General features: G+C 40.9%; 13 protein-coding genes, 1 tRNA gene and 1 riboswitch. All 14 genes read left to right on the top strand.

Translation table 11 applies throughout. The features are described 5' to 3' along the window. The first annotated feature begins 27 nt into the window (after positions 1–27). A riboswitch (SAM riboswitch) is annotated at positions 28–129 on the top strand. Between the two features lie 163 nt (positions 130–292). The 14 genes from metK (at position 293) to ACESZG_RS15695 (ending at position 15,562) form a co-directional block, all read left to right on the top strand. Further along, positions 293–1,474, top strand: a complete 1,182-nt coding sequence (gene metK, locus ACESZG_RS15630; protein WP_008707987.1) for a methionine adenosyltransferase — start codon at positions 293–295, stop codon at positions 1,472–1,474. A gap of 237 nt (positions 1,475–1,711) precedes the next feature. Further along, positions 1,712–2,854 carry a HAMP domain-containing sensor histidine kinase gene (locus ACESZG_RS15635; RefSeq protein WP_347028114.1) on the top strand — a complete coding sequence of 381 codons (1,143 nt, stop codon included), beginning with the start codon at positions 1,712–1,714 and terminating at the stop codon, positions 2,852–2,854. Further along, positions 2,851–3,540, top strand: a complete 690-nt coding sequence (locus ACESZG_RS15640) for a response regulator transcription factor (RefSeq protein WP_020993338.1) — start codon at positions 2,851–2,853, stop codon at positions 3,538–3,540. Before ACESZG_RS15635 ends, ACESZG_RS15640 begins: the two co-directional genes overlap by 4 nt. A gap of 117 nt (positions 3,541–3,657) precedes the next feature. Next, on the top strand, positions 3,658–5,124 hold the full coding sequence (locus tag ACESZG_RS15645; protein ID WP_161233800.1) for an aminotransferase class I/II-fold pyridoxal phosphate-dependent enzyme: 1,467 nt from the start codon (positions 3,658–3,660) through the stop codon (positions 5,122–5,124). 10 nt (positions 5,125–5,134) lie between these two features. Next, positions 5,135–5,722 (top strand): guanylate kinase, encoded by a 588-nt coding sequence (locus tag ACESZG_RS15650; protein WP_055200613.1) that lies wholly within the window; start codon positions 5,135–5,137, stop codon positions 5,720–5,722. A gap of 52 nt (positions 5,723–5,774) precedes the next feature. Beyond that, on the top strand, positions 5,775–6,764 hold the full coding sequence (gene holB / locus ACESZG_RS15655; RefSeq protein WP_025578482.1) for a DNA polymerase III subunit delta': 990 nt from the start codon (positions 5,775–5,777) through the stop codon (positions 6,762–6,764). A 1-nt stretch (position 6,765) separates the two neighbouring features. Beyond that, the gene (locus ACESZG_RS15660) at positions 6,766–7,665 is read left to right on the top strand and encodes a stage 0 sporulation family protein (protein WP_025578483.1); all 900 of its coding nucleotides are present in this window, start codon (positions 6,766–6,768) and stop codon (positions 7,663–7,665) included. Then, entirely contained in the window at positions 7,658–8,398 is a 741-nt protein-coding gene (locus ACESZG_RS15665) for a tRNA1(Val) (adenine(37)-N6)-methyltransferase (protein WP_055150956.1), read from the top strand. The genes ACESZG_RS15660 and ACESZG_RS15665 overlap by 8 nt, the downstream gene beginning before the upstream one ends. A gap of 40 nt (positions 8,399–8,438) precedes the next feature. After that, entirely contained in the window at positions 8,439–9,290 is an 852-nt protein-coding gene (gene rsmI / locus ACESZG_RS15670) for a 16S rRNA (cytidine(1402)-2'-O)-methyltransferase (RefSeq protein WP_008707974.1), read from the top strand. Between the two features lie 197 nt (positions 9,291–9,487). Continuing rightward, the gene (gene gyrB, locus ACESZG_RS15675; RefSeq protein ID WP_008707973.1) at positions 9,488–11,413 is read left to right on the top strand and encodes a DNA topoisomerase (ATP-hydrolyzing) subunit B; all 1,926 of its coding nucleotides are present in this window, start codon (positions 9,488–9,490) and stop codon (positions 11,411–11,413) included. Between the two features lie 19 nt (positions 11,414–11,432). Continuing rightward, positions 11,433–14,006, top strand: coding sequence for a DNA gyrase subunit A (gene gyrA, locus ACESZG_RS15680; protein WP_022380443.1), 2,574 nt, complete (start codon positions 11,433–11,435; stop codon positions 14,004–14,006). A gap of 2 nt (positions 14,007–14,008) precedes the next feature. Further along, positions 14,009–14,566 carry a hypothetical protein gene (locus ACESZG_RS15685; RefSeq protein ID WP_008707971.1) on the top strand — a complete coding sequence of 186 codons (558 nt, stop codon included), beginning with the start codon at positions 14,009–14,011 and terminating at the stop codon, positions 14,564–14,566. An 18-nt stretch (positions 14,567–14,584) separates the two neighbouring features. Further along, on the top strand, positions 14,585–15,298 hold the full coding sequence (locus ACESZG_RS15690) for a 1-acyl-sn-glycerol-3-phosphate acyltransferase (protein WP_008707970.1): 714 nt from the start codon (positions 14,585–14,587) through the stop codon (positions 15,296–15,298). 176 nt (positions 15,299–15,474) lie between these two features. Then, positions 15,475–15,562: transfer RNA gene (locus tag ACESZG_RS15695), tRNA-Ser, on the top strand. Positions 15,563–15,806 lie beyond the last annotated feature (244 nt).

A 15,806-nucleotide genomic window follows, 5' to 3' on the forward strand; every position in this document is an offset into this window, starting at 1 on the left:
TAATGCAAGTTAATAATTAGTAATAGCCTTTTATTCAGAGTGGTGGAGATACAAAGGATCTGCGAAGCCACGGCAACCCCTGTTTGTGTAGGAAGGTGCCAACCTGAGCGAGTGATCGAACAATAAGAGGATTGTTGAGATAATCAGACAGTCCGATTACTTCGGGCTGTTTCTTTTTGTTAACGGAAAAGTATCAGCGGAGAGAAATAATCTGTTGATACAGTACATAAATGGCTGCGGGTTATTCTGCGGTCGGGAAACAATTGTAAATGAATAAAAAAAGGAGAACACAATGGAGAAAATTTTATTTACTTCTGAATCTGTAACTGAAGGCCATCCGGATAAAATGTGTGATGCTATTTCCGATGCTATTCTTGACGCTCTTATGGAAAAAGATCCTATGAGTCGTGTTGCATGTGAAACTGCTACAACTACAGGTCTTGTACTTGTTATGGGTGAGATTACAACAAATGCATATGTTGATATCCAGAAAATCGTAAGAGATACTATCCGTGAAATCGGATATACACGTGGAAAATATGGATTTGATGCTGATACATGTGCAGTTATCACAGCAATCGATGAACAGTCTGCTGATATCGCTCTTGGCGTAGATAAAGCTCTTGAAGCAAAAATGGGTGAAGATGAAATTGATGCCATCGGAGCAGGTGACCAGGGTATCCAGTTTGGTTATGCTTCCAATGAGACAGAAGAGTATATGCCATATGCCATCAACATGGCACACAAACTTGCACGTCAGTTAACGAAGATCCGTAAAGACGGTACATTAAAATATTTAAGACCGGATGGAAAAACACAGGTTACTGTAGAATATGATGAAGCCGGAAAACCAAGCCGTATCGATGCAGTAGTATGCTCTACACAGCATGATCCGGATGTAACTCAGGAGCAGATCCATGAGGACATTAAGAAATATGTTTTCGATGAGATCATTCCGGCAGATATGGTAGATGAGAACACAAAATACTTCATCAACCCAACAGGACGTTTCGTGATCGGCGGACCTCATGGTGACAGCGGACTTACCGGACGTAAGATCATCGTTGATACTTACGGTGGAACCGGACGTCATGGCGGCGGTGCTTTCTCCGGTAAAGACTGTACAAAGGTAGACCGTTCCGCAGCGTATGCTGCACGTTATGTTGCAAAAAATATTGTTGCAGCAGGTCTTGCAGATAAATGTGAGATTCAGCTTTCCTATGCGATCGGTGTTGCTCATCCGACATCTATCCACGTAGAAACATTCGGAACCGGTAAACTTTCTGATACAAAGCTGGTTGAGATCATTCGTGAGAACTTTGACCTTCGCCCGGCGGGAATTATCAAGATGCTTGATCTGAGAAGACCGATTTACAGACAGACAGCTGCTTATGGACATTTCGGACGTACGGATGTAGACCTTCCATGGGAGCATCTGGATAAAGTTGATGACCTTAAAAAATACCTTGCTTAAATAAGAAAATCGTAACTGTTCAGTACTTGCATAGACAGTGGAATGCTGAATAATTACAGAATATCACAAAAATTGCAGTGCAATGGGATAAAACAGGAATTATCTGAAAGAACAGGACAGATGATTCCTGTTCTTTTTATAGAAAATTTAGATATGTAAAACAGACTTTATGATATAATGCTTGCAGAGGGCAAAATTATAGAAACCTTATAAATCAACAGATAAAGGATGATCGGGATGAAGTTAAAAACAAGGATTATAGTTGGATTCGGTATGAGTATTCTGGTTCCTCTGCTTTTATTTTCGGCAACTTTGTACGGATTAGGTCATACAAAGTTTGCACAGCAGACAAAGGATTCCTCGGAAGTGGTGTATGATATTTCAGTAGGGGAATCCACCCACAGCCAGACACAGGTAAGGATTATTGCAAAAGATCTGCTGTTTACTGCGACGGTAATATTAGTATTCACAGCTTTATCTATTGGATTATGGATTTACAGAAGTATTGCCACACCGCTGGTTAAATTAAAGAAAGCCACTCAGAATATCAAAGAGGGAAATCTTGATTTTGTTCTGGAAGTAGATGGTGACGATGAGTTTTCGGAACTTTGCCGGGATTTTGAGGAGATGAGAAAGCGGCTGAAGGAATCAGCAGAAGAGAAAGTTCTTATGGATAAAGAAAATAAAGAACTTATCAGCAATATTTCTCATGATCTTAAGACGCCGATCACAGCGGTAAAGGGATATGTAGAGGGGATTATGGACGGCGTAGCGGATACGCCGGAGAAAATAGACCGTTATGTGAAGACTATTTATAATAAGACGAATGAGATGGATCATCTGATCAATGAGCTGACTTTTTATTCAAAGATTGATACCAACAGAATTCCATATACTTTCAGTAAACTGAATGTAGAAGATTATTTCAGTGATTGCGCAGAAGAAGTAGGACTGGAACTGGAAACGAGAGGAATTGAACTGGTATATGCCAATTATGTTGAGGATAATGTGCAGGTGATCGCAGATGGAGAACAGATTCGGCGTGTTATTCATAACGTTATCAGCAATGCTATCAAATATATGGATAAACCCAAAGGTATCATCCAGATTCGCATAAAGGATGTGGGAGATTTTATTCAGGTTGAAATTGAAGATAATGGAAAGGGAATTGCAGCAAAGGATCTGCCGTCTATTTTTGATCGTTTTTACAGAACAGACGTGTCGAGAAATTCCTCCAAGGGAGGAAGCGGAATCGGTCTTTCCATTGTAAAAAAGATCCTGGAGGATCATGGAGGAAAGGTCTGGGCAACCAGCAGGCTTGGAATCGGCACAATCATGTATTTTGTACTTAGAAAGTATCAGGAGGTACCAATGAAATGAGCAGAATTTTAATTATAGAAGATGAAGAGGCAATTGCAGATCTGGAGAAGGATTATCTGGAGCTTTCCGGATTTGAAGTTGAAATCTGCAACAGAGGAGACACCGGACTGACGCGTGCGCTGAATGAGGAGTTTGACCTGATTATTCTGGATCTGATGCTTCCGGAAGTGGATGGCTTTGATATCTGCAGGCAGGTAAGACAGGAGAAGAATACTCCTATCATCATGGTATCTGCAAAGAAAGATGACATAGATAAAATCAGAGGTCTGGGACTGGGGGCAGATGATTACATGACAAAACCATTCAGTCCAAGTGAACTGGTAGCCAGAGTCAAGGCACATATGGACAGATATAATCGTCTGATCGGTTCCAATGTACGCAAAAATGATATTGTGGAGATCCGCGGGATCAAGATTGATAAGACTGCACGCCGCGTATGGGTAAACGGAGAGGAGAAAACATTTACTTCCAAGGAATATGATCTGCTTACCTTCCTTGCAGAGAATCCGAACAGAGTGTTTACCAAGGAAGAGTTGTTCCGGGAAATCTGGGATATGGAATCTGTGGGAGATATTGCAACAGTCACTGTCCATATCAAGAAGATCCGGGAGAAAATTGAATTTAATACTGCAAAACCTCAGTATATTGAAACAATCTGGGGCGTAGGATACAGATTTAAAGTTTAACTGAATCAGGGAAGTTCCATATTTCAGGCACGAAAAGGCAATAATCAGTGGGAAATTTGGAACGCAAGATTGTTCGAGAAATCAACTTGTTGGCACAATAGTATAAAAAGGAAAAAAATGGAAAGATTATATAAAAAATTAGAAAGCTATGGGCAGTCTGACTATTATCCGTTTCACATGCCGGGGCATAAGAGAAACCGGGCATCTTCAGCAGATGATTTTCTTTTTGAGAGAGATATTACAGAGATTTCAGGATTTGACAATCTTCATCATGCGGAAGGAATTTTGAAAGAAGCACAGGAATATGCAGCTCAGATTTATGGGACAAAGAAATGTTTCTTCAGTGTAAATGGAAGTACGGCGGCTCTTCTGGCAGCAGTCAGTGCAAGTGTAAATAAAGGTGGGAAGATACTTGTCGCGAGGAACTGTCACAAGGCTGTTTACCATGCATTGTATTTACGTGAGCTTCAGCCGGTCTATATTTATCCACATGAAGATCAGAGACTGGGGATAAACGGAGGAATTTCCCCTGAACGTGTGGAAAGATATCTGGAAGAAAATACGGATGTGCAGGCTCTTCTGCTTACTTCGCCTACATATGACGGCGTTGTGTCTGATATAAAGACAATTGCAGAAGTTGTACACAGACATAAGATTCCTCTTATTGTGGATGAAGCACATGGTGCACATTTTCATTATTCTAAATATTTTCCGGTGTCTGCTGCTGATCTGGGAGCTGACATTGTAATACAGAGTTTCCATAAAACGCTGCCATCTATGACTCAAACGGCGGTGCTTCATATATGCAGTGATATGGCAGATGTGGAAAAGATAAAGAGATTTATGGGGATTTACCAGACCAGCAGTCCGTCGTATATTCTGATGGCGAGTATGGATGCATGTATGGATAAACTGAGAAAAGACGGGCAGCAAATGTTTCGTGAATTTACCTTCAATCTGGAGAAGGCCAGACAGCGTCTTTCAAAGTGTGAAAAAATAAAACTGATCGAAGGTTCTATGATCGAAGGCAGTGGAATCTATGATTTTGACAGATCCAAGCTGTTGTTCTCCACAGTCGGAACTTCTGTTAACGGACACCTTCTCCATCAGATACTTCGTGACAGATATCACATTGAAATGGAAATGGCGGCTGAGAAATATGTTCTTGGAATTGCAGCAGTGGGAGATACAGAAGAGGGATTTGAGAGACTGTGTACTGCAATTGAAGAGATTGATGCAGAGATACAGCAAACAGATGAGTCGGAGGAATCGCAGTATCATACTTCTCATGCGAGAATGACACAGCTTATGACAATTTCTCAGGCAGTGGATGCGCAGCAAAGGCGATATTCTCTGAAAGAAAGTGTTGGCAAAGTCAGTGCAGAGTTTGCTTATCTGTATCCGCCCGGAATTCCGATTATTGTGCCGGGAGAGCAGATAACTGGACAATTTGTAAGAAATGTGAGAAGATACATGGAACAGGGGCTGGAAGTACAGGGACTCAGTGATACATCTGCTGAAACAATCTGCGTAGCTGCCCGAAATGAAATTGGACAGGAAGAATACAGTCCGGCAAAGGAATAACATAACAGATATGGGAAAGATTTTTTACATCATGGGAAAGAGTGCATCCGGAAAAGACAGAATCTATTCACTTCTGGCCGCACATAAAGAATTGAATCTGAAAACACTTATTCTGTATACAACCCGCCCGATCAGGGTAGGAGAGCAGGATGGAAAAAATTATTATTTTGTAGATGACGGAAAACTGGAAGAATTCAGAAAAAACGGAAATCTTATCGAGGAGAGAGCATATCATACGGTTTATGGGATATGGACTTATTTCACTGCAGATGATGGTCAGGTGAACCTTGCAGATTCCGATTATCTGGGAATCGGTACTCTGGAGTCATTTAAAAAGATGCGTAAATACTATGGGGAAGATGCAGTCTGTCCTGTTTATGTCCAGGTAGAAGATGGAGAAAGACTGAGTCGTGCTCTTAATAGAGAGAGAGAACAGGAAAATCCAAGATATGAGGAAATGTGTAGAAGATTTATTGCAGATCAGTCGGATTTTTCAGAGGAAAATATTCTGAACGCAGGGATAGAGAAACGTTTTCAGAATATAAATCTTGATGACTGTGTGAAAGAAATCGCAAATTATATAAAGTCTGTGCAATAGTTCTTCTTTTATGGTATAATATCTTACAAAACGGACTGGTGAGGTGATTCTTATGATGGGATTTAACAATATTATCGGACATGAAGAGATTATCGGACATTTAAAAAATGCAATAGAATCAGGAAAAATATCGCATTCTTATATTTTTACCGGCGAACCAGGTTCTGGTAAGAAGCTCCTTGCAGGGACTTTTGCGGCAACACTTCAGTGTGAGGCCGGAGGTACAGAACCCTGCCAGAAATGCGACTCCTGCAAAAAGGCGATGGGTAAGAATCATCCGGACATTATTATGGTCAGTCATGAGAAACCTGGAACGATCACAATTGACGAGATCAGGGATCAGGTGATCAATGATATAGATATCAGACCATATTACAGTCCTTACAAGATTTATATTATTGCAGATGCAGATCTTATGACACCACAGGCACAGAATGCTCTTCTTAAAACAATTGAAGAGCCGCCGGAATATGCAGTGATTCTTTTGCTGACTAATAATATCGGGGGACTGCTGCCGACTATTCAGTCAAGATGTGTTCGTCTTGATCTGAAGGTAGTGGATGACGGTCTTGTAAAGAAATATCTGATGGAGCATCTTCATGTTCCGGATTACCAGGCGGAGATTGACGCATCCTTTGCACAGGGCAGTATTGGAAGGGCAAAAGAAGCAGCTACTTCTCAGGAGTTTGCAGAGATGACTCAGAATGCACTGAGGATTCTTAAATATGCAAACACCATGGAAGTTTATGAACTGTCAGATGCGATTAAGAGTCTTTCTGAGGACAAACAGAATATCAACGATTATCTGGATATTTTCCAGTTCTGGTTCAGAGATGTCCTGATGTTTAAGGCAACACAGGAGATTGACAATCTGGTATTTAAACAGGAAATTAATTTTATCAGAGAACAGGCAAAGCAGCGTTCCTACGAGAATCTGGAGAACATTCTGGATTCTATTCAGAAGACAAAGGTACGTCTGAAAGCAAATGTTAATTTTGATCTGGCATTTGAATTGCTGTTCCTGACGATCAGGGAGAAATAGAATGACAAAAGTAGTAGGCGTGAGATTTCGTAATGTAGGCAAGATTTATTATTTCAGTCCTAAAGATTATGAAATTAAAACAGGCGATCACGTGATCGTGGAGACAGCCCGGGGAATTGAATACGGGAAAGTCGTACTTGCACCAAGAGAAGTAGGTGAGGAAGATGTTGTTCACCCTCTCAAAGAAGTTCTTCGTGTGGCAACAAAGGAGGACGACGAGAGAGAGGCACAGAACAGAGTCAGAGAGAGAGAGGCATTTAAAATCTGTCAGAAGAAGATTCGTGAACATGGTCTGGAAATGAAACTGATAGATGCAGAGTATACATTTGATAATAATAAAGTGCTGTTTTATTTCACTGCTGATGGCAGAATTGATTTTCGCCAGTTGGTAAAAGATCTGGCAGCAATTTTTAAAACGCGTATCGAACTTCGCCAGATTGGTGTTCGCGATGAGACAAAGATTCTGGGAGGAATCGGTATCTGCGGAAGATGTCTGTGCTGCCACACATATCTGTCTGAGTTTGCACCTGTATCCATAAAGATGGCAAAAGAGCAGAATCTGTCCCTTAACCAGACAAAGATTTCCGGTGTGTGCGGAAGACTGATGTGCTGCCTGAAGAACGAGCAGGAAACATATGAAGAGCTGAATAAAAAGCTTCCGGGACTGGGAGATACAGTTACAACTCCGGATGGGCTTACCGGAACTGTACACAGTGTAAACGTGCTTCGTCAACGTGTAAAGGTAATTGTAGAGATCAATGACGAGAAAGAAATTCAGGAATTTCCGGTAGATGACCTGAAATTCAGACCGAGAAAGAAGAAAGTCAAAGTCTCTGAAAAAGAATTAAAAGAACTTGGAAATCTGGAAGATAAAAAAGGAGATTCCAAATTAAATGACTGATCAGCTGGTAAAAGATAATGAACGTATAGATGATCTTCAGAACGGATATTATGTGATACAGGATCCGGATAAATTCTGTTTTGGGATGGATGCAGTTCTTCTTTCCGGCTTTGCAAAAGTAAAAAAGGGTGAGACTGCTCTGGATCTGGGAACAGGAACGGGAATTATCCCGATCCTGCTTAAAACCAAAACAAATGGGAAACACTTTACAGGTCTTGAGATTCAGAAAGAGTGTGCAGATATGGCCGGACGCAGTGTCAGATATAATCATCTGGAGGACGATGTTGAGATCGTACGGGGTGATATTAAGGAGGCTGCTGATATTTTTGGGGCAGCTTCTTTTGATGTAGTGACAAGTAATCCGCCTTATATGATCGGACAGCATGGGCTTCGCAATCCGGATATGCCAAAAGCAATTGCCAGACATGAAGTACTCTGTAATCTGGAGGATGTGGTGAGCCAGGCATCAAAGGTTCTGAAAGAACGTGGAAGATTTTATATGGTTCACAGACCGTTCAGACTGGCTGAGATTATGAATGTTCTCACAAAGTATCGTCTGGAACCGAAAAGGATGCAGCTTGTATATCCATACATAGACAGAGAACCAAACATGGTTCTGATCGAGGCATTAAAGGGAGGAAATTCCAGAGTTACAGTGGAACCTCCTCTGATCGTATATAAAGAGCCGGGAGTCTATACAGAAAATATACTGAAGATTTATGATATGATTTAACCGAATTTTATTTGCAAAGTAATATGAGAGGAAACAAATTATGAGTGGTAAATTGTATTTATGTGCAACACCCATAGGAAATCTGGAGGATATTACACTCCGGGTACTTCGAACATTGAAAGAAGTGGATCTTATTGCAGCAGAGGATACCAGAAACAGTATTAAACTGCTGAACCATTTTGATATAAAAACACCTATGACCAGTTATCATGAGTACAACAAAATTGATAAGGCATATGTTCTGATCAGTAAAATGCAGGAAGGGCAGAATATTGCACTGATCACAGATGCGGGAACTCCGGGGATCTCAGATCCGGGAGAGGAGCTTGCGGCAATGTGTTATGAAGCGGGGATTGAAGTAACTTCTCTTCCGGGACCTGCTGCCTGTATCACTGCCCTGACTCTGTCCGGACTTCCAACCAGAAGATTCGCTTTTGAAGCATTTCTTCCGGCAGATAAAAAAGAAAGAAAACTGATTCTGGAAGAACTGAAGAATGAAACGAGAACTATCATTCTCTATGAGGCTCCTCACAGACTGGTAAGAACTCTGGAGGAATTGAAGGAAACTCTCGGAAATCGCAGAATGACTCTTTGCAGGGAACTGACGAAAAGACATGAGACTGCATTCCATACGACTATCGAGGAGCTGATCCTCTATTATCAGACAGAGAAGCCGCTTGGAGAGTGCGTGCTGGTGATTGAAGGCAGAAGCAGACAGGAGATGGAAGAGGAACAGAAGGCATCCTGGGAAAAAATTACCATAGAAGAACACATGGAAATCTATGAAAATCAGGGACATTCAAGAAAAGAAGCTATGAAAATGGTAGCAAATGACAGAGGAATGACGAAGAGAGATGTCTATCAGTACCTCATCAATAAAACCGAAGAATAAGATTAACATACAGAAGAATTCCCGTTTTCGGGGATTCTTTTTTATTCAGGCTGTGGCAAGGAACGGGCTTTTGTGCTATAATAAATTTGTATTATTATGTCCAGATACCAGAATATATTTGAAAACCTGTCTATAATTTTCACGCAGGGGTTTTCAGATATATTCTGGTGATAAGTATATATAACAGGAGGAAAGAAATGGGCGGAGAAAATACAGAATACGGAGCGGATCAAATCCAGATTCTGGAAGGTTTGGAAGCCGTACGAAAGAGACCAGGTATGTATATCGGAAGTACATCCGGCAGAGGTCTTCATCATCTGGTTTATGAGATTGTAGATAACGCGGTTGATGAAGCACTGGCAGGATTTTGTACAGAGATTCAGGTAGTTATTAATCCGGACAACTCTATCACAGTTGTAGATAACGGACGTGGTATTCCGGTAGGAATCAATCATAAAGCAGGGATTCCTGCTGTAGAAGTAGTATTTACCATTCTTCATGCCGGCGGTAAATTTGGAGGCGGAGGGTACAAGGTATCCGGTGGTCTTCACGGAGTAGGTGCGTCTGTAGTAAATGCACTTTCCACATGGCTTGAAGTAAGGATCTATCATGAAGGTAAGATTTATCAGCAGAGATATGAACGCGGTAAAACTATGTATCCTCTGAAGGTTGTGGGAGACTGCCAGCCGGATAAGACCGGAACAACAGTTGTCTTCCTTCCGGATAAAGAAATATTTGAGGAAACAGTATATGATTATGACATTCTGAAACAGCGTTTGAGAGAGATGGCATTCCTGACAAAGGGATTGAAGATTTCTCTTAAAGATACCAGAGAAGGAATGGAAAGAGAGAAAGTTTTCCATTATGAAGGTGGTATCCGTGAATTTGTAAGCTATCTGAACAGAAGCAAGGAAGCGCTTTACCCGGAAATCATTTACTGCGAAGGACAGCAGAACGGTGTGTCTGTAGAGGTTGCCATGCAGCACAATGATTCTTATACAGAGAACTGCTATGGATTTGTAAATAATATTAATACACCTGAGGGTGGTACTCATATTGTAGGTTTCAGAAATGCCCTGACAAAGACGTTCAATGATTATGCCAGAAAGAACAAGCTGCTTAAAGACAGTGAACCCAATTTGAGTGGCGATGATATCCGCGAAGGTCTGACTGCAATCGTCAGTGTTAAGATTGAGAATCCCCAGTTTGAAGGTCAGACAAAACAGAAGCTTGGAAACAGTGAAGCAAGAGGGGCTGTTGACAGCGTGGTGAGCAAGCAGCTTGAGATTTTCCTTGAGCAGAATCCAACAGTAGCGAAAACTACAGTAGAGAAATCAGTTCTTGCACAGAGAGCACGTGAGGCTGCACGTAAGGCTCGTGATCTGACTAGAAGAAAATCAGCACTTGATAATATGTCACTTCCTGGAAAGCTTGCAGACTGTTCAGATAAGAATCCTGAGAACTGTGAAATCTACATTGTAGAGGGAGATTCCGCCGGTGGCTCTGCAAAAACAGCCAGAAATCGTGTAACACAGGCTATCCTTCCACTGAGAGGTAAGATCCTGAATGTAGAGAAAGCACGTCTGGATAAGATTTATGCAAATGCAGAGATCAAAGCTATGATCACAGCTTTCGGAACAGGAATTCATGAAGATTTTGATATCAGTAAACTTCGTTATCATAAGATTATTATTATGACTGATGCCGATGTCGATGGTGCGCACATCGCAACCCTTCTGCTGACTTTCCTGTATCGTTTTATGCCTGAGCTTATCAAACAGGGATATGTGTATCTTGCACAGCCGCCATTATACAAGGTGGAGAAGAACAAGAAAGTATGGTATGCATACGACGATGATGAACTGAATCAGATTCTGACAGAAATCGGACGTGACGGAAATAACAAGATCCAGCGTTATAAAGGTCTTGGAGAGATGGATGCAGACCAGCTTTGGGAGACGACAATGGATCCTGAGAAACGAATCCTGCTTAAGGTTACCATGGATGAGGCTGCGACTTCTGAGATTGACCTTACATTTACTACACTGATGGGTGACAAGGTAGAGCCGAGACGTGAATTTATTGAAGAGAATGCAAGATTTGTAAAGAATCTGGATATCTGATAATAGGGAGAATAGATAAATGGAAGATAATATTTTTGACAAAGTCCACGAGGTGGATCTGGAAAAGACCATGAAGGACTCTTATATTGACTATGCCATGAGCGTTATCGCTTCCAGAGCACTGCCTGATGTAAGAGATGGTCTGAAACCGGTTCAGCGACGTGTATTGTATTCCATGATAGAACTGAATAATGGTCCTGACAAACCGCATCGTAAATGTGCGCGTATTGTCGGTGATACAATGGGTAAATATCATCCACATGGTGACAGTTCTATTTATGGAGCACTTGTAAATATGGCACAGGAATGGTCTACCAGATATCCGCTGGTAGACGGACATGGAAACTTTGGTTCCGTAGATGGTGACGGGGCAGCGGCCATGCGATATACTGAGGCACGTCTGAGTAAGATTTCCATGGAAATGCTGGCAGATATTAACAAAGATACTGTTGACTTCCAGCCAAACTTTGATGAAACAGAGAGAGAGCCGGTTGTATTGCCGTCCCGTTATCCGAATCTTCTGGTGAACGGAACTTCAGGTATTGCAGTAGGTATGGCTACCAATATCCCTCCTCATAATCTGAGAGAGGTTGTGGATGCTGTTGTCAAGATTATAGACAATATCATTGAAGAACAACGCGAAACGACTATGGAAGAGATTCTGGATATTGTAAAAGGTCCTGACTTTCCTACAGGTGCGACGATTCTTGGAAGAAGAGGGATTGAAGAAGCATACAGAACAGGTCGTGGTAAGATTCGTGTACGTGCAGTGACAAATATTGAGACTCTTCCAAACGGAAAGTCCAGAATTATTGTCACAGAGCTTCCGTATCTGGTAAATAAAGCGCGTCTGATCTCAAAGATTGCAGAACTTGTAAGAGATAAAAAGATTGACGGAATCACAGACCTGAATGACCATTCCAGTCGTGAGGGAATGAGAATCTGTATTGATCTGCGCAAGGATGCAAATGCAAATGTAGTTTTGAATTTACTGTATAAGCATACGCAGTTACAGGATACTTTTGGCGTAAATATGCTTTCACTTATTCCGAATAACGGAAGTCTGGAACCGAAGGTATTAAACCTGAAACAGATGCTGGAATATTATCTGGCTCATCAGGAAGATGTAGTGACCAGAAGAACGAAATATGACCTGAATAAAGCAAGAGAGCGAGCTCACATTTTAGAAGGTCTGCTGAAAGCACTGGACAATATTGATGAGGTGATCCGTATTATCAGAGCTTCGCAGAATGTGCAGATTGCAAAACAGGAGTTAATGGACCGCTTTGAACTGACAGATGTTCAGGCACAGGCAATCGTAGATATGCGTCTGCGTGCTCTGACAGGTCTGGAAAGAGAGAAGCTGGAAGCAGAATATGCTGATTTAATGGAAAAAATCCGTAAATACGAGGCTATCCTTGCGGACAGAAGTCTTCTTCTTCGCGTGATTCGTGAAGAAATTCTTGCAATTGCAGAGAAATACGGAGACGACAGAAAGACTTCTATCGGATATGATGTATACGATATTTCTACAGAGGATCTGATTCCGAGAGAGAATACAGTGATCACAATGACCAAACTTGGATATATTAAGAGAATGACAGTAGATAATTTCAGAAGCCAGAACAGAGGTGGAAGAGGAATCAAGGGAATGCAGACTCTTGAGGATGACTACATTGAAGAACTTCTGATGACAACTACCCATCATTATCTGATGTTCTTTACAAATACAGGAAGGGTATATCGTCTGAAGGCATATGAGATTCCGGAGGCAGGACGTACTGCAAGAGGAACTGCGATTATTAATCTGTTACAGCTTATGCCGGGGGAATGCATCACTGCAGTAATCCCGCTCCGCAAATTTGAAGATGGTCATTATCTGATGATGGCTACGAAGAATGGCCTGGTAAAGAAAACACCAATTAAAGAATATGCGAATGTGCGTAAAAACGGACTGGCAGCTATCACATTGCGTGATGATGATGAACTGATCGAGGTTAAGCTTACAGATGATAAGAAGGATATAATACTTGTTACAAAAGATGGTATGTGTATCCGTTTTAAAGAAACAGATGTAAGAAGTACAGGCAGAACTTCTATGGGCGTACGCGGTATGAATATCGATGACGGAGACGAAGTGGTAGCAATGCAGCTGAATTCTCAGGGAGATTGCCTGCTGATAGTTTCTGCAAATGGTATGGGTAAACGTACTTCTATGGGTGAATTTACCTGTCAGAATCGTGGCGGTAAAGGTGTAAAATGTTATAAGATTACCGAGAAAACCGGTGATGTAATCGGAGCAAGAGCTGTAAATGAAGATAATGAAGTAATGCTGATCACTACGGAAGGTATTATCATCAGAATCGCCTGCGCTGATATTTCCATTCTTGGAAGAATTACATCGGGTGTAAAACTGATCAATCTTACAGAGGGTGTCACTGTAGCCAGTGTAGCTAAAGTGAGAGATAAAGAAGAAAAAGATACAAATGCACAGCAGGCAGCAGTGGAAATTACGGACAGTGCAGAAACAGAAGAATCTGATCAGCCGACAGATCAGGAGACACAGGATGAGAACAGAGGGGAAGAGGAATAACCATGAAGAAATGGTACAGATATCTTGCAGCTGGAGTGTTGGTATTACTGACACTCTGTGTGGCAGGATGCGGGGGAGTGAGTCATAAATCACCGGAAAAAGTAACAGAGGAATTGATTCAGTCCTATACTGACGGGAAAGAAAAGAAAGTGAAGGAGTGCTATAACCAGGCAGATAATACAGAAGCAGATCTTCAGGCAGAGATTACAGCAACACTCAAATATTTTGCGGCACATAATCCTAAGAAAGTATCTGTTCAGGATTGTGAGATCCTTTCTGAAAATGACAAGTACAGTTATGTATACATAACCTACAATCTGATCCTGGAGGATGATCAGGAATATCCATGTGTTGGAACTTATATGGTTGGTAAACAGGATAAAACTTATTATATCATGGCACCATCACAGATCACAGATGATATGAAAACTCAGGCGGCTACAGCATATGTCCAATTTATGAAGACAGATGCTTACAAGACGTATACCAAAGCATATGAAACATTTATCAAGAAGAATCCGGGATATGAAGACAAAATTTCGGAAAAAGCAGGAGTGTAATATATCGAGGGCAAAAAAATGAAAAGAATATTACTGATGGTATTTAGAAATCTCTTTTTTGTTCCATATGGATGGTTTAAGTTATGCTGGTATGCATCGCATGCAGAACGTTACAGTGAAGAACAGAGATATCAGCTTCTTAAATATGTAGATAACAGAGCAGTGAAAGGCGGTAATCTGGTAATTGACGGTCATGGTATGGAAAATATTCCAAAAGAAAATGGGTTTATTTTCTTTCCCAATCATCAGGGATTATTTGATGTACTTGCAATCATACAGGTGTGTCCGGTACCTTTCTCGGTAGTGGCGAAAAAAGAGCTGACAAACGTACCATTTCTGAAGCAGGTATTTGCATGCATGAAAGCGTTTATGATTGACCGTGATGATGTCAAACAATCTATGCAGGTAATCATTAATGTTATCAAAGAAGTAAAGGCAGGAAGAAACTATCTGATTTTTGCCGAGGGAACCAGAAGCAAAGACGGCAATCATCCGCAGGAATTTAAAGGTGGAAGTTTTAAAGCAGCAACGAAATCAAAATGTCCGATCGTACCCGTAGCACTGATTGATTCTTATAAGGCGTTTGATACGGGATCTGTCAAAAAACTTACAGTGCAGGTACATTTTCTGGAACCCATATACTATGATGAGTATAAAGATATGAAAACAACAGAGATTGCAGCAGAGGTAAAAAAACGTATCGAAGCGACAATAACACAGTATACTTCTTGATGGAAGTATGAAATTTGCAAGTCCTGAAACCGGATTTTAGGGTAAAAAATAAAAAATATGAAAAAAAGTAAAAAAACCTGTTGACAAAACAGGTTTTTTTACATATAATTACAAATGCGCTTCGGGAGATTCCAAAGTGCATTCGAATTTAATATTGAACTATTAGTTCGGAGTCTGGAGAAGTACTCAAGAGGCCGAAGAGGTGCCCCTGCTAAGGGTATAGGTCGCTAACGCGGCGCGAGGGTTCAAATCCCTCCTTCTCCGTTTTTATTTTTTGGAAAACAAAAAATAAATAAAAAAAGATGTTGACAAACACTTGAAACTATGATAAAGTAAACAAGCTGTCAACAAACAGTAAATCGGTTGAAAAAGATTTGAAAAAAACTTAAAAAAGTTCTTGACAAATCAAAAACAACATGATAAAATAAAAAAAGCTGTCGCAAGACAGACAACCTTGATAACTAAACAGTGAAACACATACGATTCTCGAAAATTCTTTACATTTTTA

The organism is Blautia sp. Marseille-P2398 (genome assembly GCF_964240315.1).
GTDB classification, from domain to species: domain Bacteria; phylum Bacillota; class Clostridia; order Lachnospirales; family Lachnospiraceae; genus Blautia_A; species Blautia_A wexlerae.